This is a genomic window from Caldimonas tepidiphila, from assembly GCF_003569765.1.
GTDB lineage: Bacteria > Pseudomonadota > Gammaproteobacteria > Burkholderiales > Burkholderiaceae_C > Caldimonas > Caldimonas tepidiphila.
In genome coordinates, this window is sequence record NZ_KZ983957.1 from 119072 (window position 1) to 141305 (window position 22234).

General features: G+C 72.4%; 25 protein-coding genes. 20 read left to right on the forward strand and 5 right to left on the reverse strand.

Annotated elements, in window-relative coordinates; translation table 11 throughout:
- The first annotated feature begins 27 nt into the window (after positions 1-27).
- From D3A59_RS00500 to D3A59_RS00510, 3 genes are all read left to right on the forward strand, one after another.
- Positions 28-717 carry a helix-turn-helix transcriptional regulator gene (locus tag D3A59_RS00500; protein ID WP_119152968.1) on the forward strand — a complete coding sequence of 230 codons (690 nt, stop codon included), beginning with the start codon at positions 28-30 and terminating at the stop codon, positions 715-717.
- Between the two features lie 157 nt (positions 718-874).
- The gene (locus D3A59_RS00505; protein ID WP_119152969.1) at positions 875-1246 is read left to right on the forward strand and encodes a VOC family protein; all 372 of its coding nucleotides are present in this window, start codon (positions 875-877) and stop codon (positions 1244-1246) included.
- Positions 1243-1683 (forward strand): EVE domain-containing protein, encoded by a 441-nt coding sequence (locus D3A59_RS00510; protein WP_119152970.1) that lies wholly within the window; start codon positions 1243-1245, stop codon positions 1681-1683. The genes D3A59_RS00505 and D3A59_RS00510 overlap by 4 nt, the downstream gene beginning before the upstream one ends.
- Here the strand turns inward: D3A59_RS00510 and D3A59_RS00515 are convergent.
- The gene (locus D3A59_RS00515) at positions 1659-3134 is read right to left on the reverse strand and encodes a cryptochrome/photolyase family protein (protein ID WP_119152971.1); all 1476 of its coding nucleotides are present in this window, start codon (positions 3132-3134) and stop codon (positions 1659-1661) included. The genes D3A59_RS00510 and D3A59_RS00515 overlap by 25 nt on opposite strands.
- A gap of 82 nt (positions 3135-3216) precedes the next feature.
- On the opposite strand from D3A59_RS00515, the gene D3A59_RS00520 reads away from it, so the two are divergent.
- The 6 genes from D3A59_RS00520 (at position 3217) to D3A59_RS00545 (ending at position 8005) form a co-directional block, all read left to right on the forward strand.
- Complete coding sequence (locus D3A59_RS00520) at positions 3217-3804, forward strand: YqgE/AlgH family protein (protein WP_119152972.1); 588 nt, start codon at positions 3217-3219, stop codon at positions 3802-3804.
- A 76-nt stretch (positions 3805-3880) separates the two neighbouring features.
- Positions 3881-4309, forward strand: a complete 429-nt coding sequence (gene ruvX / locus D3A59_RS00525) for a Holliday junction resolvase RuvX (protein ID WP_119152973.1) — start codon at positions 3881-3883, stop codon at positions 4307-4309.
- Complete coding sequence (gene pyrR / locus D3A59_RS00530; protein ID WP_119152974.1) at positions 4306-4812, forward strand: bifunctional pyr operon transcriptional regulator/uracil phosphoribosyltransferase PyrR; 507 nt, start codon at positions 4306-4308, stop codon at positions 4810-4812. Before ruvX ends, pyrR begins: the two co-directional genes overlap by 4 nt.
- 36 nt (positions 4813-4848) lie before the next feature.
- Entirely contained in the window at positions 4849-5811 is a 963-nt protein-coding gene (locus tag D3A59_RS00535; protein ID WP_119152975.1) for an aspartate carbamoyltransferase catalytic subunit, read from the forward strand.
- Positions 5812-5830: 19 nt separating this feature from the next.
- A complete protein-coding gene (locus tag D3A59_RS00540; RefSeq protein ID WP_119152976.1) occupies positions 5831-7141 on the forward strand; it encodes a dihydroorotase in 1311 nt (436 codons plus the stop codon).
- An 87-nt stretch (positions 7142-7228) separates the two neighbouring features.
- Positions 7229-8005, forward strand: a complete 777-nt coding sequence (locus tag D3A59_RS00545) for a lysophospholipid acyltransferase family protein (RefSeq protein WP_119152977.1) — start codon at positions 7229-7231, stop codon at positions 8003-8005.
- A gap of 33 nt (positions 8006-8038) precedes the next feature.
- Here D3A59_RS00545 and D3A59_RS00550 read toward each other — a convergent pair whose 3' ends face one another.
- Positions 8039-9205 (reverse strand): aminotransferase class III-fold pyridoxal phosphate-dependent enzyme, encoded by a 1167-nt coding sequence (locus D3A59_RS00550; RefSeq protein ID WP_240635872.1) that lies wholly within the window; start codon positions 9203-9205, stop codon positions 8039-8041.
- Between the two features lie 353 nt (positions 9206-9558).
- Positions 9559-10302 carry a 2,3-diphosphoglycerate-dependent phosphoglycerate mutase gene (gpmA, locus tag D3A59_RS00555; RefSeq protein ID WP_119152979.1) on the reverse strand — a complete coding sequence of 248 codons (744 nt, stop codon included), beginning with the start codon at positions 10300-10302 and terminating at the stop codon, positions 9559-9561.
- A 103-nt stretch (positions 10303-10405) separates the two neighbouring features.
- Here gpmA and D3A59_RS00560 point away from each other — a divergent pair, with 103 nt between their 5' ends.
- The 5 genes from D3A59_RS00560 (at position 10406) to D3A59_RS00580 (ending at position 13901) form a co-directional block, all read left to right on the forward strand.
- On the forward strand, positions 10406-10810 hold the full coding sequence (locus D3A59_RS00560; RefSeq protein ID WP_119152980.1) for a rhodanese-like domain-containing protein: 405 nt from the start codon (positions 10406-10408) through the stop codon (positions 10808-10810).
- A gap of 54 nt (positions 10811-10864) precedes the next feature.
- Positions 10865-11131 (forward strand): glutaredoxin 3, encoded by a 267-nt coding sequence (grxC, locus tag D3A59_RS00565; protein ID WP_119152981.1) that lies wholly within the window; start codon positions 10865-10867, stop codon positions 11129-11131.
- A gap of 215 nt (positions 11132-11346) precedes the next feature.
- Entirely contained in the window at positions 11347-11814 is a 468-nt protein-coding gene (gene secB / locus D3A59_RS00570) for a protein-export chaperone SecB (protein ID WP_119152982.1), read from the forward strand.
- A gap of 20 nt (positions 11815-11834) precedes the next feature.
- Entirely contained in the window at positions 11835-12842 is a 1008-nt protein-coding gene (locus tag D3A59_RS00575) for an NAD(P)H-dependent glycerol-3-phosphate dehydrogenase (protein ID WP_119152983.1), read from the forward strand.
- 81 nt (positions 12843-12923) lie between these two features.
- Positions 12924-13901, forward strand: coding sequence for a Bug family tripartite tricarboxylate transporter substrate binding protein (locus tag D3A59_RS00580; RefSeq protein WP_119152984.1), 978 nt, complete (start codon positions 12924-12926; stop codon positions 13899-13901).
- 39 nt (positions 13902-13940) lie between these two features.
- Here D3A59_RS00580 and D3A59_RS00585 read toward each other — a convergent pair whose 3' ends face one another.
- Positions 13941-15563, reverse strand: a complete 1623-nt coding sequence (locus tag D3A59_RS00585; RefSeq protein WP_170162260.1) for a GDYXXLXY domain-containing protein — start codon at positions 15561-15563, stop codon at positions 13941-13943.
- A complete protein-coding gene (locus tag D3A59_RS00590; protein WP_119152986.1) occupies positions 15560-16552 on the reverse strand; it encodes a DUF2157 domain-containing protein in 993 nt (330 codons plus the stop codon). The genes D3A59_RS00585 and D3A59_RS00590 overlap by 4 nt, the downstream gene beginning before the upstream one ends.
- A 168-nt stretch (positions 16553-16720) precedes the next feature.
- On the opposite strand from D3A59_RS00590, the gene D3A59_RS00595 reads away from it, so the two are divergent.
- From D3A59_RS00595 to D3A59_RS00620, 6 genes are all read left to right on the forward strand, one after another.
- The gene (locus D3A59_RS00595; protein ID WP_119152987.1) at positions 16721-17641 is read left to right on the forward strand and encodes a LysR family transcriptional regulator; all 921 of its coding nucleotides are present in this window, start codon (positions 16721-16723) and stop codon (positions 17639-17641) included.
- A gap of 123 nt (positions 17642-17764) precedes the next feature.
- On the forward strand, positions 17765-19198 hold the full coding sequence (locus D3A59_RS00600) for an aspartate ammonia-lyase (RefSeq protein ID WP_119152988.1): 1434 nt from the start codon (positions 17765-17767) through the stop codon (positions 19196-19198).
- A gap of 75 nt (positions 19199-19273) precedes the next feature.
- Positions 19274-20161 (forward strand): amino acid ABC transporter substrate-binding protein, encoded by an 888-nt coding sequence (locus tag D3A59_RS00605; RefSeq protein WP_119152989.1) that lies wholly within the window; start codon positions 19274-19276, stop codon positions 20159-20161.
- A 154-nt stretch (positions 20162-20315) separates the two neighbouring features.
- Positions 20316-21026: an amino acid ABC transporter permease gene (locus D3A59_RS00610; protein ID WP_119152990.1), complete on the forward strand. Its 711-nt coding sequence runs from the start codon at positions 20316-20318 to the stop codon at positions 21024-21026.
- A complete protein-coding gene (locus D3A59_RS00615; RefSeq protein WP_119152991.1) occupies positions 21023-21691 on the forward strand; it encodes an amino acid ABC transporter permease in 669 nt (222 codons plus the stop codon). The genes D3A59_RS00610 and D3A59_RS00615 overlap by 4 nt, the downstream gene beginning before the upstream one ends.
- 34 nt (positions 21692-21725) lie before the next feature.
- The coding region (locus tag D3A59_RS00620) for an amino acid ABC transporter ATP-binding protein (protein ID WP_240635873.1) at positions 21726-22234 on the forward strand (509 nt) is incomplete at its 3' end.

The window sequence follows — 22234 nt, forward strand, 5'->3', positions numbered from 1 at the left end:
ACTGTCCGACATCACGGGGGTGAAAGCTTGTCGCGCGCCGAACGCCTGCTGGAGCTGGTGCAACTGCTGCGCCGCCACCGCCGACCGGTGAGCGGCGCGGCGCTCGCCGCGGAGCTCGGCATCAGCCTGCGAACGCTCTACCGCGACATCGCGAGCCTGCAGGCGCAAGGCGCCGCGATCGACGGCGAGCCGGGCATCGGCTACCTGCTGCGCCCGGGCTTCATGCTGCCGCCGCTGATGTTCTCCGAGGACGAGATCGAGGCGCTGGTGCTCGGCTCGCGCTGGGTGGCCGAGCGCGCGGACGACCGGCTCGGCCACGCAGCGCGCAACGCGCTCGCGAAGATCGCGGCGGTGCTGCCGCCGGACCTGCGCGAGTCGCTGGACGCGTCGGCGCTGCTGGTCGGGCCCGGCGAGCAGCCGCTGCCCGGGCAGGTCGAGCTGTCGCTGCTGCGCGAGGCGATCCGCGCCGAGCGCAAGCTCGCGCTTCGCTACCTCGACCTGAAGGGCGCCGAGACGCAGCGCACGGTCTGGCCCTTCGCGCTCGGCTACTTCGAGCGCGTGCGGGTGCTCGTCGCCTGGTGCGAGACGCGGCAGGACTTCCGCCATTTCCGCGCCGACCGGCTGCGCGAGGCGACGCGGCTGGAGGCGCGCTACCCGCAGCGGCGCCAGGCGCTGCTGCGGCGCTGGCGCGAGCGGCAGGGCATCGCGGAGCGATAGGCCGGCATGCATGCTGCTGACAGGAATTGACAGTGGCAGTTCTTACTCTCGGTGTCACCGGGCCGCAGTGACGCACCGCAGCCGCCCCGAGACAGGGCGATTCGGCGTATGAGCCGGCCGGGCAACTTTCTGACACCGAGAACGGAGAACCAACGCCATGTCCACGCCCAGCTTCATCCTCCTCTACGTCGCCAGCCCCGAGGCCAGCGCCGCCTTCTACGCCGGGCTGCTCGGCCGCGCGCCCATCGAGGCCTCGCCCACCTTCGCGATGTTCGCGCTCGACAAGGGGCTGATGCTCGGTCTGTGGGAGCGGCGCGGCGTCGAGCCCGCGGCCACTGCCGCTCCGGGCGGCAGCGAGCTGGCATGGCCGGTGGCGGATGACGCGGCCGTCGAGGCCCTGCATGCCGCCTGGCGGCAGCGCGGCCTGCCGATCGCGCAGGCGCCGACGCGCATGGACTTCGGCCTCACCTTCGTCGCGCTCGACCCGGACGGCCACCGCCTGCGCGTCTTCGCGCCGGAGGGGCAATGAGCCGCGGCTGGATCGCGGTGGCCTGCGCCGAGCATGTCCGGCTCGGGCGCGAGGGCGGCTTCATGCAGGTCTGCCACGGCAAGGCGGCGCCGCTGCGGCGCCTGCGGCCGGGCGACCGGGTGGCCTACTACTCGCCGACCGAGCGCTTCGGCGGCGGCGAGCGGCTGCAGGCCTTCACGGCGCTCGGCGTCGTGAGCGAGGGCGAGCCCTATCTCTTCGACATGGGAGGGGGCTTCCGGCCGTTCCGGCGCGACGTCGGCTGGCTGCCGTCGCACGCCGCGCCGATCCGGCCGCTGCTCGCGGAGCTCGAGTGGACCGCGGGGCAGCCGAACTGGGGCGCCCGGCTGCGCTACGGCCTGTTCCCGGTCAGCGGGCACGACATGGAGCGGATCGCGCAGGCGATGCAGGCGCCTCAGCCCTTCTTCACGCTCTCGTAGCGCAGCAGCGTCTTCTGCCGTGCCGCGTCGTGGTCGACGATCGGCGCCGGGTAGTCCTCGCCGGGCGTGAAGCCGGTGCCGGCGAGGTCGACCGGGCGCGCCTTCCACGGCGCGTGCACGAACTCGTCCGGCAGCGCGGCGAGCTCGGGCAGGTAGCGGCGGATGAACCTGCCGTGCGGGTCGAACTTCTGGCTCTGGGTCACGGGGTTGAAGATGCGGAACCAGGGCTGCGCGTCGCAGCCGGTGGAGGCGGCCCACTGCCAGCCGCCGTTGTTTGCGGCGAGGTCGTGGTCGTTGAGCTTTTCCGCGAAGTAGCGCTCGCCGCGGCGCCAGTCGATGCCGAGGTCCTTGCACAGGAAGCTGGCGGTGACCATGCGCAGCCGGTTGTGCATGTAGCCGGTCTGGTTGAGCTGGCGCATCCCGGCGTCCACGAGCGGGTAGCCGGTGCGGCCGGCGCACCAGGCGGCGAACAGCACGTCGGCGTGCTTGCCGTGCTCCCACTTGATCGCGTCGTACTCGGGCCTGAACGCATGCGTGACGACCCGCGGGTGGTGGTGCAGCAACTGCTGGTAGAACTCGCGCCAGATCAGCTCGTCGAGCCAGACCGCGGCCCCGCGCGAGCCGGCCCGCGCGCGCTCGAGCGCCTCGCGCGCGAGCTGGCGCGGCGAGACCGTGCCGAAGCGCAGGTGCACCGACAGGTAGCTCGGGCCCTTCACCGCGGGGAAGTCGCGCGTCTCGTGGTAGTGGTCGATGCGCTCGAGGAAGTCCGCGAACATCGCCTGCGCGCCGCTCTCGCCCGGCGCGAGCCGCAGCTCGTGCAGGTTGGTGGGCTCGAAGCCGAGCTCGGCGAGCGTCGGCACGCCGCGGGCGAAGCCGGCGGGCAGGGGGGCGAGCGCGGCGGCATGGCGCTCCACCGGCCACTCGGCGAGCCGCGCCTCGTCCACCTGCCGCAGCCAGTTGTTGCGGTAGGGCGTGAAGACGCTGTAGGGCAGCCCGGTGCCGGTGAGCACCTCGTCGCCCTCGAACACCACCTGGTCCTTCGTGGTGTGGAAGGCGATGCCGGCGTCGGCCAGCGCGCCGAGCACGCGCGCGTCGCGCGCCTTGGCGGCCGGCTCGTAGTCGTGCGCGGCGAACACCGCCTGCACGTGCAGGCGGTCGGCGAGCGCCGGCAGCGCCTGCGTCGCCGCGCCGTGCAGCACGATCAGGCCGACGTCCGCGTGCCCGTGGCGCAGCCCGAGCGCGGCGAGCTCCGCGTCGAGCGCGAGCAGGCTGTCGCGGATGAACTCGACGCGCCGGTCGGCGCGCGGCAGCGGCTCGAGGATCTCGGTGTCGAAGACGAAGGCGCACCAGACCCGGCGCGACTGGTGCAGCGCGTGGTGCAGCGCGGCGTTGTCGCGCACCCGCAGGTCGCGGCGCAACCAGACCAGCGCCGCGTCGAAAGTTTTGTCCATGACCCCGAGTGTGGCCCAGGAACCCGCGCCGCGTCAGGGACGGGGGAGCCCCGCGGCGGGGCGGCTGCACTAGAATCCGCCCATGTCCGGCCGCGCCTCCGCCATCGACCTCACGAACCAGTTCCTGATCGCCATGCCCGGCATGTCCGAGGACATGTTCGCGGGCGCGGTGATCTACCTCTGCGAGCACTCGCCCCAGGGCGCGCTCGGTCTCGTGATCAACAAGCCGATCGACCTCAAGCTCGCCAACCTGTTCGAGAAGGTCGACCTCGCGCTCGACCGGCCCGAGCTGGCCGAGGCGCCGGTCTACTTCGGCGGCCCGGTGCAGACCGAGCGCGGCTTCGTGCTGCACGAGCCGCTCGGCGGCGAGGGCGACGAGGGCTACGGCTCCTCGCTCACGGTGCCCGGCGGCCTGCAGATGACCACCAGCAAGGACGTGCTGGAGGCGCTGTCGCTCGGCGCCGGCCCCAAGAAGGTGCTGGTCACGCTCGGCTACAGCGGCTGGGGCGCCGGCCAGCTCGAGGAGGAGCTCGGGCGCAACGGCTGGCTCAGCGTCAAGGCCGATCCCGCGATCATCTTCGACACGCCGGTCGAGCAGCGCTACACGCGCGCGCTGGCGCTGCTCGGCATCGACCCCGGCATGCTGACCCAGGAGGCCGGGCACGCATGAGCGCTTCCGCACGGCCGCTCCGAAGGAAGCGTGCCGTCCCTCGCGGAGGGACCGCGCGCGGCGCGAGGGTGCGTCGATGAGCGACGCGCCGCCCCCGGCCCCCTCGACACCGCACCAGACCTTCCTCGCTTTCGACTACGGCCTCAAGCGGGTCGGCGCGGCCGCGGGCAACTCGTTCACGCGCTCGGCCACCCCGCTGCGCACCATCGCCGCCGAGGGCGACGCGCGCTTCGCGGCGATCGCCCGGCTGATCCAGGAGTGGCGCCCCGACGCGCTGGTGATCGGCGTGCCCTTCCATCCGGACGGCGCCGCGCACGACAACACCGCGCGCGCGCGCCGCTTCGGCCGCCAGCTGCAGGGGCGCTTCGGCCTGCCGGTGCACGAGGTCGACGAGCGCTACACCACCACCGAGGCGCTCGCCGCCGGTGCACGCGATGCCGACGCGGCCGCGGCCTGCCTGATCCTGGAACAGTTCTTCCGCGACCATTTCAAGGAGACCCGATGAGCACGCTGCACCTCGACGCCGAAGCGCTGTACACCGAACTCGCCGCCGGTGTGCGCGCGCTGCTGCGCCCCGACGCGGCGCTGGTGGGCGTGTGGTCCGGCGGCGCGTGGCTCGCGGAGCGGCTGCAGCGCGAGCTGGGCCTGCCCGGCGAGCACGGCGTGATCTCGAGCGCGCTGCACCGCGACGACTTCGGCCAGCGCGGCATGAGCGCCGGCGCCGACCACACGCGGCTGCCCTTCGAGGTCGAGGGCCGCCACATCCTGCTGATCGACGACGTGCTCTACACCGGCCGCACCACGCGCGCGGTGATCAACGAGCTGTTCGACTTCGGCCGCCCGGCGAGCGTGACGCTGGCAGTGCTGGTCGACCGCGGCGGGCGCGAGCTGCCGATCCAGCCGGCCTTCTCCGCCGCGCGCATCCACGTGCCGGCCGGGCAGCGCCTGTCGCTCGCGCGCAGCGACGCCGGCCGCTTCACTTTCGACATCAAGACCATCGCGCTGTGAGGCCCCCGAGGGGCCCGGCGCGGTGAAGAGGACGCGATGCTCTACAAACGCAATCCCCAGCTCAACCGGCACGGTGAACTGATCCACCTGCTGTCCATCGAGGGCCTGCCGCGCGCGGTGATCCACCAGATCCTGGACACCGCCGAGACCTTCCTGAGCGTCAACGACCGCGAGGTCAAGAAGGTTCCCCTGCTGCGGGGAAAAAGCGTGTTCAACCTGTTCTTCGAGAACAGCACGCGCACGCGCACCACCTTCGAGATCGCCGCCAAGCGCCTCTCGGCCGACGTGCTCAACCTCGACATCGCGAAGTCGAGCGCCTCCAAGGGCGAGAGCCTGCTCGACACGATCGCGAACCTCTCGGCGATGCACGCCGACATGTTCGTCGTGCGCCACAGCGAGAGCGGCGCGCCGTATCTCATCGCCCAGCACTGCGCGCCGCACGTGCATGTCGTGAACGCCGGCGACGGCCGCCACGCGCACCCGACGCAGGGGCTGCTCGACATGTACACGATCCGCCACTACAAGCGCGACTTCACCAACCTCACGGTGGCGGTGGTCGGCGACATCGTGCACTCGCGCGTCGCGCGCTCGGACATCCACGCGCTCACGACGCTCGGCGTGCCCGAGATCCGCGCGGTGGGCCCGAAGACGCTGGTGCCGGGCGATCTGCGCGAGATGGGCGTGCGCGTGTGCCACGACATGGCCGAGGGCATCCGCGACGCGGACGTCATCATCATGCTGCGACTGCAGAACGAGCGCATGAACGGCGCCATGCTGCCGAGCGCGGGCGAGTTCTTCAAGAGCTTCGGCCTGACCGAGCAGAAGCTCGCGCTCGCGAAACCCGACGCGATCGTGATGCACCCGGGCCCGATCAACCGCGGCGTCGAGATCGACTCGTCCGTCGCCGACGGGCGCCAGAGCGTGATCCTGCCGCAGGTGACCTTCGGCATCGCGGTGCGCATGGCGGTGATGTCCATCCTGGCCGGCAACGAGGCCTGAGCAAGAGGCCCCAAGCGAGATGAAGATCCTGATCCAGAACGGCCGGCTGATCGACCCGGCCACCCACACCGACCGCGCCGCCGACGTCGCGATCGCCGCCGGCCGCATCGTCTCGATCGGCAGCGTCAGCCCCGACTTCAACCCCGACCGCACGATCGACGCCTCGGGCCTCGTCGTGGCCCCCGGCCTGGTGGACCTCGCCGCGCGGCTGCGCGAGCCGGGCCACGAGCACGAGGGCACGCTCGAGAGCGAGATGGCCGCGGCGGTCGCCGGCGGCGTCACGAGCCTGGTGTGCCCGCCCGACACCGACCCGGTGCTCGACGAGCCGGGGCTCGTGGAGATGCTCAAGTTCCGCGCGCGCAACCTGAACCAGTCGCGCCTGTACCCGCTCGGGGCGCTGACGCGCCAGCTCGCCGGCGAGGCGCTCACCGAGATGGCCGAGCTCACCGAGGCCGGCTGCGTCGGCTTCTCGCAGGCCGACGTGCCGGTGACGAACACGCAGGTGCTGATGCGCGCGATGCAGTACGCGGCGACCTTCGGCTACACCGTCTGGCTTCGGCCCAACGATGCCCACCTCGGTCGCGGCGTCGCGGCCAGCGGCGCGATGGCCACGCGCCTCGGGCTGTCGGGCGTGCCGGTGCTCGCCGAGACGATCGCGCTGCACACGATCTTCGAGCTGATGCGCTCGACCGGCGCGCGCGTGCACCTGTGCCGCCTGAGCAGCGCCGCGGGCGTGGAGCTGCTGCGCCGCGCCAAGGCCGAGGGGCTGCCGGTGACGGCCGACGTCAGCATCAACTCGCTGCACCTGACCGACGTCGACATCGGCTACTTCAATTCCGACATGCGGCTCACGCCGCCGCTGCGCCAGCAGCGCGACCGCGACGCGCTGCGCGCGGCGCTCGCCGACGGCACGATCGACGCGCTGGTCAGCGACCACACGCCGGTCGACGACGACGAGAAGACGCTGCCCTTCGGCGAGGCCGAGCCGGGCGCGACGGGCCTGGAGCTGCTGCTGAGCCTGGCGCTGAAGTGGGGCGAGGAGCAGCAGGGCGCCGGGCTGATGCGGGCGCTGGCCTGCGTCACGCACGAGCCGGTGCGCGTGATGGGCGAGGCGCTCGGCTCGCTGGCCTCGAGCACCGGGCGGCTGGTCGAGGGCGGCATCGCCGACCTGTGCCTGTTCGATCCGGACGCGCGCTGGACCGTCGAGCCGGCGGCCTTGTGCAGCCAGGGCCGCCACACGCCCTTCACCGGTTACGATCTGCCCGGTCGCGTGCGCTGCACGCTCGTGGCGGGTCAGGTGGCCTTCGAGGCGCGCCCTCCCGCGGCGTGAGGTGCTGAGCCGCGCGCCCACTGCCCGGTCCGTCTCCGGCCGGCCGGCGGTGGCGATCCGTCGATGCCGGACAAGGGGGACCGAAGAATGAGAAACCTGCGCGCCTCCTGGCGCCTGCTGCGTGCGCTGCTGCACCTGCTGTGCGGCATCGCGATCGCGTCGAGCTTTTCCTGGCTGAGCCGGGCGCGCCGCATGCGCTGGGTGCAGTGGTGGTCGGCCGGGATGCTGGCTGCGCTCGGCATCGAGCTGCGCACCGAGGGGCGGCCCCGCTCCGGCGGCGTGCTGCTGGTCGCCAACCACGTCTCCTGGCTCGACATCCTGGCGATCAACGCGGTGCAGCCGGCACGCTTCGTCTCGAAGGCCGAGGTGCGCGACTGGCCGGTGGTCGGATGGCTGGTGCGGCGCGGCGGCACGCTGTTCATCGAGCGCGCGCAGCGCCGCGACGCGCTGCGCGTGGTGCACAAGATGGCCAAGGCGCTGGGCGCGGGCGAGGTCGTGGCGGTGTTTCCGGAAGGCACCACCACCGACGGCCGCAAGCTGCTGCCCTTCCATGCCAACCTGCTGCAGGCGGCGGTCGCCACCGGCACGCCGGTGCAGCCGGTGGCGCTGCGCTACAGCGAGGCCGGGCATGCCGTCAGCCGCTCGGCCGCCTACATCGACGACATGACGCTCTGGCAGTCGCTGCTGGCCATCGTGCGGGCCCACCGGCTCACGGTGCAGGTCGACCTGCTGCCGTCCCAGGCTTCCACCGGCACCGACCGGCGCGCGCTCGCGAACTCGACGCGCGCGGCCATCGCGCATCAGCTGCACGAGCCCGGCCGGCCCTCGCAGCTGATGCTGACCCTGCCCGCGACCGCGTTCTGACGCGCCGTGCCAGCCCTGGACGCTTCGCGGCGTTCAGCGCGCCGGCAGGCACCGCTCCAGCAGCTCCAGCGCCAGCGCGACCTCGTCCCCGGCGATGTCGAGCGCCGGCATCAGGCGCAGGCGTTGCGGCCGCACCGCGTTGAGCAGCAGGCCGCGGCCGCCCGGCGCGGCCGCGAGCGCGAGGCCTTGCTCCGCTGCCTGCCGCGCGGCATCGGCGCCCGGCAGGTCCAGCGCGAGCAGCAGGCCGCGTCCGCGCGCCGGCGCGCCGCCGGTGCGCGCGGCGATGCGGTCCAGCCCCGCGCGCAGCTCCCGGCCGCGCGCCTGCACCGCGGGCAGGAAGCCAGGGGCTGTGACGGCGTCGAGCACCGCCAGCGCCGCGGCGCAAACGAGCGGGTTGCCGTTGTAGGTGCCGCCCTGGTCGCCGGGCTCGAAGCAGCACACCGCCTCGCGCGCGAGCAGCGCGCCGATCGGCACGCCGCCGCCCAGCCCCTTGCCGAGCGTCATGATGTCCGGGCGCACGCCGGCCTCCTCGTGCCCCCACAGCCGCCCGGTGCGGCCGACGCCGGTCTGCACCTCGTCGAACACCAGCAGCAGGCCGTGCGCGTCGCACAGCGCCCGCAGCGAGCGCAGGAACGCCGGCTCCGCCTCGATGACGCCGGCCTCGCCCTGGATCGGCTCGAGCATCACCGCCACGGTGTCGCGGGAGACGAGCGCCTCGACGCTGGCGAGCTCGTTGAGCCGTGCCTTCGGGAAGCCCGGCACCTGCGGCGCGAAGAGCCGGTCGAAGCCGGGCTTGCCGCTCGCGCTCATCGTCGCCAGCGTGCGGCCGTGGAAGCCGTGCTCGAAGGTGATGATCTCGTGGGCGCCGCCGCGATGCAGCCGCCCGAACTTGCGCGCCAGCTTGATCGCGCCCTCGTTGGCCTCGGCGCCGCTGTTGGTGAAGAAGCAGCGGTCGAGCCCGCTGAGCCCGGCGAGGCGCTGCGCGAGCTCCGGTGCGCGCTCGTTGTGCACGCCCGCGCCGGGATGCAGCAGCCGGGCGGCCTGCGCGGTGATCGCCTCGACCAGCGCCGGCGCGCAGTGGCCGAGCGTGTTGACCGCCCAGCCCTGCACCAGGTCGAGGTAGGGGCGTTCCTCGCTGTCCCACAGCCAGCTGCCGCGGCCTCGCGCGAACACGAGCGGCGGGCGCGGCGTGACCTGCATCAGCGCGTCGAGGCCCCGCGGGAGCGCGGGCGGGGTGGCGGGGGCCGGCCGCGCGGCGGCGGTGTCGGGTGGGTGCATGGCTTCGTTCCTGGGTTCGGAGGGAGGAAACGAAGGCCGCGGGAACGCCTCGGGCGACGGGGGCCGGCGCCAGGGCCGGCACCGGAAACGCGAAGGCCACGAGGAGTCTCGTGGCCTTCGGGGTGCGGACGCCGGGGCGCGGCGTGCAGGCGGGGACGAGCTCCTTCAGCGTCGGCGTCGGGAGCCTCGTCGCAGACCCGCGGGCGCGGGTGCCGGGTGGCAAAGACCGGTGTCCATGCCGCGCAGCATAACGCGAACGCGGCGCGGCGGGCGCGTCAGGCCTTGCCCTGGTTCGCGACGGCGGCGGCGGCCTTCGCCGCGGCCTCGGCGTCGCCGAGGTAGTAGCTGCGGATCGGCTTGAGCTCGGCGTCGAGCTCGTAGACCAGCGGGATGCCGTTGGGGATGTTGACGCCGACGATGTCGTTGTCGCCGATGTTGTCGAGGTACTTCACCAGCGCGCGGATGCTGTTGCCGTGCGCGGCGACGACGGCGCGCTGGCCACTCCTGATCGCCGGGGCCATCACCTCGTTCCAGAACGGCAGCACGCGCGCGACGGTGTCCTTCAGGCACTCGGTCAGCGGGATCTGCTGCGGGTCCAGCTTGGCGTAGCGGATGTCCTGGCGCTCGCTGCGCGGGTCGCTCGGCTCGAGCGCCGGCGGCGGCGTGTCGTAGCTGCGGCGCCAGACCAGCACCTGCTCGTCGCCGTATTGCCGGGCCATGTCGGCCTTGTTGAGGCCCTGGAGCGCGCCGTAGTGGCGCTCGTTGAGGCGCCAGTCCTTGACCACCGGCAGCCAGATGCGGTCCATCTCGTCGAGGCAGTACGACAGCGTGTGGATCGCGCGCTTGAGCACCGAGGTGTAGGCGATGTCGAACTCGTAGCCCTCGGCCTTGAGCAGCTTGCCGGCCGAGATGGCCTGCGAGATGCCGGTCGGCGTGAGCTCGACGTCGGTCCAGCCGGTGAAGCGGTTTTCCAGGTTCCAGGTGGACTCACCGTGACGGATGAGCACGAGCTTGTACATGTAGGGGCCTCCGGGCGCTGCGGTGCAAAGCCTCGAATTTTATAATCCCGGGCTTCGCCTCCCGGGCTCCCCCGCCCTTGCCAACCTTTTCCCCCGGCCCCGCATGAACTTCATTACCGACAACTGGCTGCTGATCCTCACCGCGCTGACATCCGGCGGCCTGCTGCTGTGGCCCGCGCTGTCACGGCGCGGCGGCGCCGGCGCGGTCTCCCCCGCCGAGGCGGTGCGCCTGATCAACCGCGAGAAGGCGGTGGTGATCGACGTCTGCGAGCCCGCCGAGTACCAGGGCGGCCATGTCGCGGGCGCCCGCAACGTGCCGCTCGGCCAGCTCGACGGCGCCAAGCAGCTGCCCCCGAACAAGGCCCTGCCGGTGATCGTGGTATGCGCCACCGGGGCGCGGGCCTCGCGCGCCGTCGCTACGCTGCGCAAGCTGGGCTACGAAAACGCCCGAGCGCTTGCCGGCGGCCTGGCCGCCTGGCGCGCCGCCGACCTGCCGGTCGAGAAGTGAGCCGAGCGCTCCTCGCGTCGCCGCCGCCGGCTTTCCCGTCAAGAGAGGATGAGAATGCAAGCCGTCAAGATGTACACGACCCAGGTCTGCCCGTACTGCCAGCGCGCCAAGATGCTGCTCAAGCAGCGCGGCGTCGAGCAGATCGAGGAGATTCGCATCGACACCCATCCCGGCGAGCGCGAACGCATGATGGAGCTCACCGGCCGGCGCACCGTGCCGCAGATCTTCATCGGCGGCACCCATGTCGGCGGGTGCGACGACCTGTTCGCGCTCGACCAGCAGGGCGGGCTGATGCCGCTGCTGCAGGGCGGCGGCGCCTGAGACGCCCGCAGCCGGTGCAGCCCGGCACGGGCGGCCCGAGCCGGTGCCGGTCACACCCGCGCCAGCGGGGCGGCCCCGTCCTTGTCCCGGATCCCGATGCCCCCCGGAAGCCGGCCGCGGCTCGGTGATAATCGCCGCGCTGCAATTCCCGCAGCCCGCACCTCGTCCGGTGGCGGGCTTTTCTTTTTCCCGATCTCACGCGAAAGACCGACACCATGGCCGAGCAAGACAACACCCCCGTGTTCCAGATCCAGCGCATCTACCTGAAGGACCTGTCGCTGGAGCAGCCGAACTCGCCGCAGATCCTGCTCGAGCAGGAGCAGCCGCAGGTCGACGTGAACCTGAGCCTGGAGGCGCAGCCGGTGGTCGACGGCATCTACGAGGTCAGCGTCACCGCCACCGTGCACACCAAGATCCAGGACCGCACCGTGTTCCTGGTCGAGGCCAAGCAGGCCGGCATCTTCGAGATCCGCAACATCCCCGACGAGCAGATGAACCCGATCATCGGCATCGCCTGCCCGCAGATCGTCTACCCCTACCTGCGCGCGATCGTCGCCGACGCGATCACGCGCGCCGGCTTCCCGCCGGTGCACCTGGCCGAGGTGAACTTCCAGGCCATGTTCGAGGCGCAGCAGGCGCAGGCCGCCCAGGCCAACGGCTCGGGCATCATCACCTCGGCCTGAAGCGGCCCCGCAGGCGAGCGATGAACGTCACGGTGCTCGGTGCCGGCGCGTGGGGCACGGCGCTGGCGATCAGCGTCGCGGCGCGCCACCCCACGCGGCTGTGGGCGCGCGACGCCGCGCAGGTCGAGGCGATGCGCGACTCGCGCCGCAACGCGCGCTACCTGAAGGACGTGCCGCTGCCGGCGGCGCTGGAGCTGACCGCCGATCTCGACGCGGCGCTCGCGCATGCGCGCGACGGGCTGATCGTGGTCGGCACGCCGATGGCGGCGCTGCGCGGCATGCTCGAGGCGGTGGTCGCGCGGCTGGACGCGCCGCGGCTGTTCTGGCTGTGCAAGGGCTTCGAGGCCGGCACCGGCCGGCTCGGCCACGAGGTGGCGCGCGCGGTGGCGCCCGGTGCGCGCACCGGTGTGCTGTCGGGCCCGAGCTTCGCGCTCGAGGTCGCGCGCGGTCAGCCGACGGCGCTGGTGGCGGCGAGCACCGACGCGGCGCTGTGCGAGCTCGCGGTCGAGGCCTTCCACTGCGAGACGCTGCGCCTCTACACCTCCTGCGACCCGGTGGGGGTGGAGGTCGGCGGCGCGGTCAAGAACGTGCTGGCGATCGCCACCGGCATCGCCGACGGCATGCAGCTCGGCCTCAACGCGCGCGCGGCGCTGATCACGCGCGGCCTCGCGGAGATGACGCGGCTGGGCGTCGCGCTCGGCGCGCGGCCCGACACCTTCATGGGCCTGTCGGGTCTCGGCGACCTGGTGCTCACCGCCACCGGCGACCTGTCGCGCAACCGGCAGGTGGGCCTGAAGCTCGCGCAGGGCTTGGCGCTGCCGCAGATCCTCGCCGAGCTCGGCCATGTCGCCGAGGGCGTCTACAGCGCGGCCACCGTGCTGCAGCGCGCGCGCGAGGCGAACGTCGAGATGCCGATCGCCGAGGGCGTGCTCGCGCTGCTCGAGGGCCGCGTCGCGCCGCGCGACGCGCTGCGCCGGCTGATGGCGCGCGAGGTGCGGGCCGAGGTGCCCGGCACGCCGCGGGCCTGAAGCCGCGGCACGATCCCCCCGGCGGCCGTCCTCCGCGCGAGCGGCCGCCTTTTTCTTTTCCGGCAGCAGGAGACTCCCACGATGCAACGTCGCCACCTTCTTCAGGCCGCCGCTGCGGCCGCCGCCGCCGGCCTCGCCGCGCCGACGCTCGCGCAGGCGGGCTGGCCCGCGCGGCCGATCCGGCTCGTCGTGCCCTTCCCGGCGGGCAGCTCCCCGGACCTGATCGCGCGCATGGTCGGCGAGCCGCTGGCGCAGGCGCTCGGCCAGCCGGTGGTGGTCGAGAACCGGCCCGGCGCGGGTGGCAACGTCGGCACCGCGGCGGTCGCGCGCGCGGAGCCCGACGAGCACACCTTCCTGTTCACGATCCAGGGCCCGCTCGTCACCGCGCCGATGCTCACGCGCAACCTGCCCTACGACCCGGTGAAGCAGCTCGCGCCGGTGACGCTGGTGGCTACCGCGCCCAACGTGCTGGTGGTCGACCCGCGCCTGGGCGCCTCGACGCTGGCCGAGTTCGTGCAGATCGCCAAGCAGCGCCCCGGCAAGCTGAACTACGGCAGCGTCGGCAACGGCAGCGCCGCGCACCTGGCGATGGAGCTGTTCAAGAGCCGCGCCGGCGTGGACCTCGTGCACGTGCCTTACCAGGGCTTCCCGCAGGTGGTCAACGCCATCCTCGCCGGCGAGGTGCAGGCCGGCTTCATGGTGCCGACCGCGGCAATGGGGCAGGTGAAGGCCGGCAAGCTGCGCGCGCTCGGCGTCACGACGAGCGGTCGCGTCGCGTCGCTGCCGGAGCTGCCGACGCTCGCCGAGCAGGGCTTCCCCGCCTTCGAGGCGGTGTCGTGGCAGGCGGTGCTCGCGCCCGCGGGCACCTCGCCGGCGGTGATCGGGCGCATGAGCCGGGAGCTCGTGCGCATCATCAGGAGCGAGGACATCCGCAACCGCATGCGCGCGCAGTTCTTCACCGCCGCGGGCACCGCGCCCGAGGCGCTGGCGCTGCTGATGAAGTCCGAGCGCGAGGCCTGGGGCCGCGTGATCCGCGCCGCCGGCGTGCAGCCGGAGTAAGGGCGAAAGGCCGGGGCGCCGATCGCGCCCCGCCACCTCTCAGCGCGCCGGGCTGCCAAGCCGGCGCAGACCGGCGTCGGCCAGGCCGACCAGCAGCGCCTCGCCGTCGGCGCCGAGGCGGAATTCGCCGTAGCGCGCCGGCTCGAAGCGCGCCGCCTCGCCCTCGGCGAAGAACCATGCGTCGGCGGCCACCACCCAGCCCCCGCGACCGGGCTTGAGCGCGACGAGCAGCTCGCCGGCCGCGGGCGCCTCGCCCGGCTGCGCGAGCCGCTCCAGCCGCGCGACGCCGCGCGCGTCGACGCGTGCCACCGCACGCGGCCGCGCCGTCGGCGGCAGCTGCTGCAGCGCCTGCGCGAGCGCCGGCTCCAGCCGGTAGGCCAGCGCCATGTAGTCGCCCTGCATCAGCGAGCGCGGGTCCGCCGGCGCGAGCTCGATCCAGACCGGCCGTCCCTCGGCGATCAGCGTCTCCTTCTGCAGGATGCCGACGTTGACGACGAGCAGCGTCGCGAGCACGCCCAGAACCACCGCGGCCGTCCGGCGGCCCGCTACGCGCGGCGCCGGCGCACGCGGCCGTGCCGGCCCGCGCTCGCGCAGCAGCCACAGCACGGCGCCGAGCAGCGCGCCCGCCGCCGCGAGCAGCAGCGCCTTGACCGCCAGCGGCCAGTCCAGCGAGTAATAGAAGCTGCCGATCACCCAGGCGCCCGCGAGTGCGGCGCAGGCGGCCTGCCCGGGCCGGTGCGTGCGGGCCGCCAGCAGTCCGGCCGCCGCCGCCAGCGCGAGCCCCGGCATGAACAGCCCGAGCGCCGCGACGACCGCGACGAGCAGCACGGCGGCCGGCGCGCGCAGCAGCGGCCAGCGCGGCAGCAGCGCGGCGAGCGTGCCCGTCAGCAGCACGAGCGCGACGATCGCGTCGGCGCTGCCGGGTCCGGCCGGCCGCAGCCCGGGTGCCGGCAGGCTGGCGCCGACCAGCATTGCGTGGCCGCTCCCGAGGGCGATCGCCGCGAGCGTGGCGAGCAGCCAGCCGGCCAGCACCGCGTCGAGCCGGGCTGCGGCGCGCAGGCGCCGCCGCTGGAGTCCGGGATGCCGCGCGTCCGGCCCGAGCAGCACGGCCTGCTGCAGGCCGACCCCGGCCGCCCACGCGAGCAGCAGCGCCGCCTCGGCGATCCGGCCGCCGCTGCCCGCTGTAGAGCCGGGGTCCAGTCCCTGGTGCGCGAGCAGCGCGGCGCAGGCCCCCAGCAGCGTGCGCACCCACGCGGGCGGCAGTGCCAGCGCGACGGCGATCGCGAGCGTGCAGGCGAAGAGCAGGCCCGGGCGCTGCGGCAGCCACTGCGCCAGCCCCCAGGCCGCCAGCCCCAGCCCGAGCAGCAGCAGCACGAGCGCGAGGTGCTCGACGAACAGGGCCCGCGCGCGGTGCAGCAGCAGCGCGGCGCCCGCCAGCAGCAGCGCGCCGACCCCGAGCGCCGTGCCGCCGCGCATCAGCGCCTCGCCGAACAGCAGGAACACGAAGCCGGCCAGCGGCAGCGCCGCCATCAGCGCGCCGGCGAAGCTCAGCAGCACCACCGGCCAGGGGTGGCCGGGCGGCGCGGGGGCCGCCGCGCCTTCCGGCAGCAGCCCCTGCCGCACGGCCTGCTCGAGGAGGGAGGGCCCGTCCGCCCGGCTCATGCCGCGCTCCCGGCCGCGTCCGGGCGCCGCGCCGCGCGCAGCACCACCGACGCGGTGGCGGCGACCAGCCCGGCCGCCGCGAGGCCGATCAGCAGCAGCGAGCCGGTCCATTCGGGCGGCCTGAACGAGAAGATGGCGCGCACCAGCCCGGCGATCAGCAGCGTGTCGAGCGCGAGCGCCACCGCGCTCAGCAGGAACACGTCCGGGCGGCGGGCGCGCCACAGCAGCAGCAGCGCGGCGGCGGCCAGCGCGACGGCGAGCGGGTAGGCGGGCGCCACGCGCGTCGCGAACAGGGCCGGCAGGCTGCCCGACACCAGCAGCGCGAGCCCGAGCAGCGCCGCGACGCGCTGCGACCACGGACCGGTGCCCAGGCGCCGGCGCAGCGGCGGCAGCGGCCCGAGCGCGACCGCGATCGCCGCGCACAGCGCCCAGCCGGCCAGCGTGAAGCCGAGCGCCGCGCCGTCCGCGCGCCAGCGCCAGCCGGTGTGCGTGCCGACCCACAGCGCGACCGCGGTGATCGCGACCAGCGCCCACGGCGTCCACAGCAGCTCGCTGCGCGCGGCGAGCGCCAGCGGCAGCGCGAGCAGCGACCACAGCGCGAACAGCTGCCAGGGATCGGCGCCGGTCTGGTAGGTCTGGCTGAAGCAGGCGAGCAGCCCGCCCTGCGCGAGCAGCGCGACGAGCAGCAGCGCCGCGCGCGCCCGCGCCCGGGCGAGCGCGGCCGCCGCCGCCGGCAGCACCACCGCGCCCTGCAGCAGCGCGAACTGTCCGGTCCGCCCGAGCGTCGCCCAGTTCGCCGCGACCCACAGGATCAGGCCGAGCCCGAGCAGTCCGGCGGCGAGCGCCGCTCCCGCGCGCGGCAGCAGCCCTTGCGGATCGGCGGGCGCGCCGGCGAGCCCGGCCAGCGCCAGCCATTGCCGGCGCCGCGCGGCGTCCATCGGATGCCGCGCCAGCTGGGTCAGCGCCGTCTCCCTTCTCGTGTCGTCCATGCGTCCTCGCCTTCCCGCCGCGCTGCGTCCCCGGGGAGCGCCGCGGCAACGCCGACCAGTGTCGCGGATGCGGGCTCGCCGGCCTTGCGCAGCCTCACCGGCGCGCCCCCGGTCCCCGGGAACGAGGGGCCTGCGACGCCCCCGCCGGGGGTCGCTACACTGCGCGGCGTGGAAACCAAGTGGCTCGAAGATTTCGTCAGCCTGGCCGAGACGCGCAGCTTCTCGCGCTCGGCGCAGCTGCGCCATGTCACGCAGCCGGCCTTCTCGCGGCGCATCCAGGCGCTCGAGGCCTGGGTCGGCACCGACCTGGTCGACCGCTCCTCCTACCCGACGCGGCTGACCCCGGCGGGCGAGACCTTCCTCGCGCAGGCGCTGGAGATCCTGGGGGCGCTGCAGACCACCCGCAACATGGCGCGCAGCCACCGCAAGGCGGCGCAGGACATGCTCGAGTTCGCGGTGCCGCATGCGCTCGCCTTCGCCTTCTTCCCGCACTGGGTGATGGGATTGCGCCGCGGCTTCGGCACCGTCAAGAGCCGGCTGATCGCGCTGAACGTGCACGACGCGGTGCTGCGCCTCGTCGAGGGCAGCTGCGACCTGCTGATCGCCTACCACCATGCCTCGCAGCCGCTGCAGCTCAACCAGGAGCGCTACGAGATGCTCAGCCTCGGCCACGAGACGATCGCGCCGTACTCGAAGGCCGGCAGCGACGGGGAGCCGCTGTTCCGACTGCCCGGGCGCGGCGCCGAGCCGGTGCCCTTCCTCAGCTACGCGTCGGGCGCCTATATCGCGCGCCTCGTCGACCAGATCGTCAAGCGCTCGCCGGCGCCGCTGCTGCTCGACACGCTCTACGAGACCGACATGGCCGAGGGCCTGAAGGCGATGGCGCTCGAGGGCCACGGCGTGGCCTTCCTGCCGGCGAGCTCGGTGAAGAAGGAGCTGCGCGCCCGGCGCCTCGCGCGCGCCGCCGCCGAGGACGCCTACGAGCTGACGATGGAGGTGCGCATCTACCGCGAGCGCCCCGAGGTCGCCAAGCACGTCAAGCCCCGCGCGCAGGCGCTGTGGGACTACCTGCGCCAGTCGGCGCGCTGAACGGCCCCCCGCCCTGGGGAGAAGTTATGCATTCCTTGCATGATGTCTCAGGCAAACGGAATTGGCCCTGATCGCTTGTATCTTCTACAGTGTTCCTGCCTGCTGTTGCATCAGGGGAGCATCATGAAGACCACGGCTGTTCGACGCGAACACGACTTCCTCGGCGAGAAGGAGATCCCGCTCGCCGCCTACTGGGGGGTGCACACCGCGCGCGCGGTGGAGAACTTCCCGATCTCGGGCCAGACGCTGGCGCAGTGGCCCGACCTGATCCGGGCGATGGCGATGGTGAAGAAGGCGGCGGCCAAGGCCAATGCCGACCTCGGCGTGCTCGACCGCAAGCGCGCCGGCGCGATCATCCTCGCCTGCGACGAGCTGATCGCGGGCGAGCTGCACGAGCAGTTCGTCGTCGACGTGATCCAGGGCGGCGCCGGCACCTCGACCAACATGAACGCCAACGAGGTGCTCGCCAACCGTGCGCTCGAGCACCTCGGCTTCGAGCACGGGCGCTACGACGTGCTGCATCCCAACGACCACGTCAACGCCTCGCAGAGCACCAACGACGTCTACCCGACCGCGCTGCGGCTGGCGGCCTGGTTCGGCATCGAGCGGCTGCTCGACGCGATGACGCAGCTGCGCGTCGCCTTCGAGCGCAAGTCCGAGGAGTTCGCGCCCATCCTGAAGATCGGCCGCACGCAGCTGCAGGACGCGGTGCCGATGACGCTCGGCCAGGAGTTCTCGGCCTTCGCGGTGATGCTCAAGGAGGACGAGCAGCGGCTGCGCGAGGCGCGCGCGCTGATCCAGGAGATCAATCTCGGCGCGACGGCGATCGGTACCGGCATCAACGCGCCGCACGGCTACGCCGAGATCGTGATCCCGATCCTCGCCGAGGTCAGCGGCGTGCCGGTGGTCAAGTCCGAGAACCTCGTGGAGGCCACGCAGGACACCGGCGCCTTCGTGCAGCTGTCGGGCGTGCTCAAGCGCGTCGCGGTCAAGCTCTCGAAGACCTGCAACGACCTGCGGCTGCTGTCCTCGGGGCCGCAGGCCGGCTTCGGCGACATCCGGCTGCCGGCGCGCCAGGCGGGCTCCTCGATCATGCCGGGCAAGGTCAACCCGGTGATCCCGGAGGTGGTCAACCAGGTCGCCTTCGAGGTGGTCGGCAACGACGTGACGATCACGATGGCTTCCGAGAGCGGGCAGCTGCAGCTCAACGCCTTCGAGCCGATCATGGGCTGGTCCATCCACAAGAGCGTGCGCCACCTGACGCAGGCCTGCATCACGCTGCGCGAGCACTGCGTCGAGGGGATCGAAGCCAACCTGCCGCTGCTCGAGAAGCGCGTGGCCGAGTCGGTGACGCTGGTGACGGCGCTCAATCCGCTGATCGGCTACGAGCGCGCGGCGCTGATCGCCAAGACGGCACTGGCCACCGGTGCGCCGATCGCCGAGGTGGCCGAGTCGCTCGGCATCATGACGCGCGAGGCGATGCAGGCGCTGCTGGTGCCCGAGAAGCTCACGCAGCCGGTGGTGCTGCAGGCCCCGCCGGAGACGGGCACGGCATAAAAAAGGAACTTCAATCGGCCGGCTCCTTCATAGAATGGGATTTCACTGTTTTTCACTTCGTCGAAGGAGTCCGGCATGAAGAAGTCCCTCGTCCTCCTGGCAGCCCTGGTGGCCGCCGGCGTCGCGCAAGCTGACACGCTCAAGAAGATCAAGGACAGCGGCAAGGTGGTGATGGGCGTGCGGGAGTCCTCGGCACCGCTGGCTTACACGCTGGGCGGCGGCAAGTACGTCGGCTACCACGTCGAGCTGTGCGAGCGCATCGTCGCCGACGTCGCCAAGCAGCTCGGCACCAAGCCGACGATCGAGTACACGCCGGTGACCTCGCAGAACCGCATCCCGCTGGTGCAGAACGGCACCGTCGATCTCGAGTGCGGCTCCACCACCAACAACAGCGCCCGCCAGCAGCAGGTGTCGTTCGGCCCGACCACCTACGTCACCGAGGTGCGCATGGCCGTCCCGGCGAAGTCGGGCATCAACTCGATCAGCCAGCTCAACGGCAAGACCGTGGTGACCACCACCGGCACCACCTCGGTGCAGCACCTGCGCAAGCACCAGCGCGCCCAGGGCATCGACTTCAAGGAGGTCTACGGCAAGGACCACGCCGACTCCTTCCTGATCCTCGAATCGGGCCGTGCCGACGCCTTCGTGATGGACGACAACATCCTGGCCGGCAACATCGCGAACTCGAAGAACCCCTCCGACTTCAAGATCGTCGGCGAGGCGATCTCGGTCGAGCCGATCGCGGTGATGTTCCGCAAGGACGACCCGGCCTTCAAGAAGGCAGTGGACGACTCGGTCCGCGGCATGATGAAGAGCGGCGAGCTCGAGAAGCTCTACGCCAAGTGGTTCACGTCCCCGACGCCGCCGCGCAACATCAGCTACAACCTGCCGATGAGCGGCGCGCTGAAGGCCGCGATCGCCAACCCGAACGACAACCCGGCCGAGAGCTACGCCAAGCCCTGAGCGCACTCCTGGGCCGAACCCACCCGCCGACGCCCGGCCGGTGGGTTTTTTTTCGTGCGGCCGCCGGCAGGGGGCGGCCGGCACCGCGTGAGCGTGGGGCCGTGGCACCGAACTCGCTAGGCGGGGGAGGCGCACACGGGCCGTGGAGGCAGCGATGAACTACGAATGGGACTGGCAGGTCTTCCTGCTCGACACCGGGGGGGGCGAGACCTACCTCGACTGGATGCTGTCCGCCTGGGGCTGGACGCTGTCGGTGGCAGCCAGCGCCTGGGTGATCGCGCTCGTCGCCGGGGCGCTGATCGGCACGCTGCGCACCGTGCCGAACCGCGGCCTGGGGCTGCTCGCCACCGCCTGGGTGGAGCTGTTCCGCAACATCCCGCTGCTGGTGCAGATCTTCCTGTGGTACCACGTGCTGCCGGCGCTCTTTCCGGTGCTGCGCGGGCTCTCGACCTTCGTGCTGGTGGTGTTCGCGCTCGGCTTCTTCACCTCGGCGCGCGTCGCGGAGCAGGTGAGGGCGGGCATCCAGAGCCTGCCGCGCGGGCAGACGATGGCGGGCCTGGCGATGGGGCTGACGCTGCCGCAGACCTACCGCCACGTGATCCTGCCGATGGCCTTCCGCATCATCGTGCCGCCGCTGACCAGCGAGTCGATGAACATCATCAAGAACTCCTCGGTCGCCTTCGCGGTGTCGATCTCGGAGCTGACCCTCTTCGCGATGCAGGCGCAGGAGGAGACCTCGCGGGGCATCGAGGTCTATCTCGGCGTGACCTCGCTCTACATGGTCTCGGCCTTCGCGGTGAATCGCGTGATGGCCTTCATCGAGGCGCGCGTGCGTGTTCCCGGCTTCGTCGGAGGCGGCAAATGACGGGTCTCGACTGGTCCTTCTACAACTGGGAGCTGATCCAGGGCTTCGTGCTCAAGGGGCTCGCGTTCAGCGTGCAGCTGACGCTGATCGCGATGATCGGCGGCATCCTGCTCGGCACCGTGCTCGCGCTGATGCGGCTGTCGGGGGTGAAGCTGCTGGCGGTGCCGGCGACGATCTACGTCAACGGCATGCGCTCGATCCCGCTGGTGATGGTGATCCTGTGGTTCTTCCTGCTCGTGCCCTTCGTGCTCGGGCGCCCGATCGGCGCCGAGATGTCGGCGATGATCACCTTCACCCTCTTCGAGGCCGCCTACTACTCGGAGATCATGCGCGCCGGCATCCAGTCGATCCCGCGCGGGCAGGTGCACGCCGGGCAGGCGATGGGGCTCACCTACGGGCAGAACATGCGCTACGTGATCCTGCCGCAGGCCTTCCGCAACATGCTGCCGGTGCTGCTAACGCAGACCATCATCCTGTTCCAGGACACCTCGCTCGTCTACGCGATCGGCGCCTACGACATGCTCAAGGGTTTCGAGATCGCCGGCAAGAACTTCGGCCGCCCGGTCGAGGCCTACCTCGCCGCGGCAGTGGCCTACTTCCTGATCTGCTTCGCGCTGTCGCAGCTGGTGCGGCGGCTGCAGCAGAAGATCGCCATCGTGCGCTGAAACCCTGCAACCGGAGACATATCCCATGGCCGCGATGATCGAGATCCGCGACGTCAGCAAGTGGTACGGCAGCTTCCAGGTGCTGACCGACTGCAGCACGAGCGTGCAGAAGGGCGAGGTGGTGGTGGTGTGCGGGCCCTCGGGCTCGGGCAAGTCCACGCTGATCAAGACCGTCAACGCGCTCGAACCCTTCCAGAAGGGCGACATCGTCGTCGACGGGATTTCCGTGGCCGACCCGAAGACCAACCTGCCCAGGCTGCGCTCGCGCGTCGGCATGGTGTTCCAGCACTTCGAGCTCTTTCCTCACCTGTCGGTGACGGAGAACCTGACGCTCGCGCAGATCAAGGTGCTCGGCCGCAACAAGGACGAGGCGCGCACGCGCGGGCTGAAGATGCTCGAGCGCGTGGGCCTCACCGCGCACAAGGACAAGTTCCCCGGGCAACTGTCGGGCGGCCAGCAGCAGCGCGTGGCGATCGCGCGCGCGCTGTCGATGGACCCGATCGTGATGCTGTTCGACGAGCCGACCTCGGCGCTGGATCCCGA

Bases quoted from the DNA above. Each gene is read 5' to 3' on its own strand.
- D3A59_RS00505 (WP_119152969.1), top strand. From the start codon at position 875: ATGTCCACGCCCAGCTTCATCCTCCTCTACGTCGCCAGCCCCGAGGCC.
- D3A59_RS00510 (WP_119152970.1), top strand. From the start codon at position 1,243: ATGAGCCGCGGCTGGATCGCGGTGGCCTGCGCCGAGCATGTCCGGCTC.
- D3A59_RS00515 (WP_119152971.1), bottom strand. From the start codon at position 3,134: ATGGACAAAACTTTCGACGCGGCGCTGGTCTGGTTGCGCCGCGACCTG.
- D3A59_RS00520 (WP_119152972.1), top strand. From the start codon at position 3,217: ATGTCCGGCCGCGCCTCCGCCATCGACCTCACGAACCAGTTCCTGATC.
- ruvX (WP_119152973.1), top strand. From the start codon at position 3,881: ATGAGCGACGCGCCGCCCCCGGCCCCCTCGACACCGCACCAGACCTTC.
- pyrR (WP_119152974.1), top strand. From the start codon at position 4,306: ATGAGCACGCTGCACCTCGACGCCGAAGCGCTGTACACCGAACTCGCC.
- D3A59_RS00535 (WP_119152975.1), top strand. From the start codon at position 4,849: ATGCTCTACAAACGCAATCCCCAGCTCAACCGGCACGGTGAACTGATC.
- D3A59_RS00540 (WP_119152976.1), top strand. From the start codon at position 5,831: ATGAAGATCCTGATCCAGAACGGCCGGCTGATCGACCCGGCCACCCAC.
- D3A59_RS00545 (WP_119152977.1), top strand. From the start codon at position 7,229: ATGAGAAACCTGCGCGCCTCCTGGCGCCTGCTGCGTGCGCTGCTGCAC.
- D3A59_RS00550 (WP_240635872.1), bottom strand. From the start codon at position 9,205: ATGCAGGTCACGCCGCGCCCGCCGCTCGTGTTCGCGCGAGGCCGCGGC.
- gpmA (WP_119152979.1), bottom strand. From the start codon at position 10,302: ATGTACAAGCTCGTGCTCATCCGTCACGGTGAGTCCACCTGGAACCTG.
- D3A59_RS00560 (WP_119152980.1), top strand. From the start codon at position 10,406: ATGAACTTCATTACCGACAACTGGCTGCTGATCCTCACCGCGCTGACA.
- grxC (WP_119152981.1), top strand. From the start codon at position 10,865: ATGCAAGCCGTCAAGATGTACACGACCCAGGTCTGCCCGTACTGCCAG.
- secB (WP_119152982.1), top strand. From the start codon at position 11,347: ATGGCCGAGCAAGACAACACCCCCGTGTTCCAGATCCAGCGCATCTAC.
- D3A59_RS00575 (WP_119152983.1), top strand. From the start codon at position 11,835: ATGAACGTCACGGTGCTCGGTGCCGGCGCGTGGGGCACGGCGCTGGCG.
- D3A59_RS00580 (WP_119152984.1), top strand. From the start codon at position 12,924: ATGCAACGTCGCCACCTTCTTCAGGCCGCCGCTGCGGCCGCCGCCGCC.
- D3A59_RS00585 (WP_170162260.1), bottom strand. From the start codon at position 15,563: ATGAGCCGGGCGGACGGGCCCTCCCTCCTCGAGCAGGCCGTGCGGCAG.
- D3A59_RS00590 (WP_119152986.1), bottom strand. From the start codon at position 16,552: ATGGACGACACGAGAAGGGAGACGGCGCTGACCCAGCTGGCGCGGCAT.
- D3A59_RS00600 (WP_119152988.1), top strand. From the start codon at position 17,765: ATGAAGACCACGGCTGTTCGACGCGAACACGACTTCCTCGGCGAGAAG.
- D3A59_RS00605 (WP_119152989.1), top strand. From the start codon at position 19,274: ATGAAGAAGTCCCTCGTCCTCCTGGCAGCCCTGGTGGCCGCCGGCGTC.
- D3A59_RS00610 (WP_119152990.1), top strand. From the start codon at position 20,316: ATGAACTACGAATGGGACTGGCAGGTCTTCCTGCTCGACACCGGGGGG.
- D3A59_RS00615 (WP_119152991.1), top strand. From the start codon at position 21,023: ATGACGGGTCTCGACTGGTCCTTCTACAACTGGGAGCTGATCCAGGGC.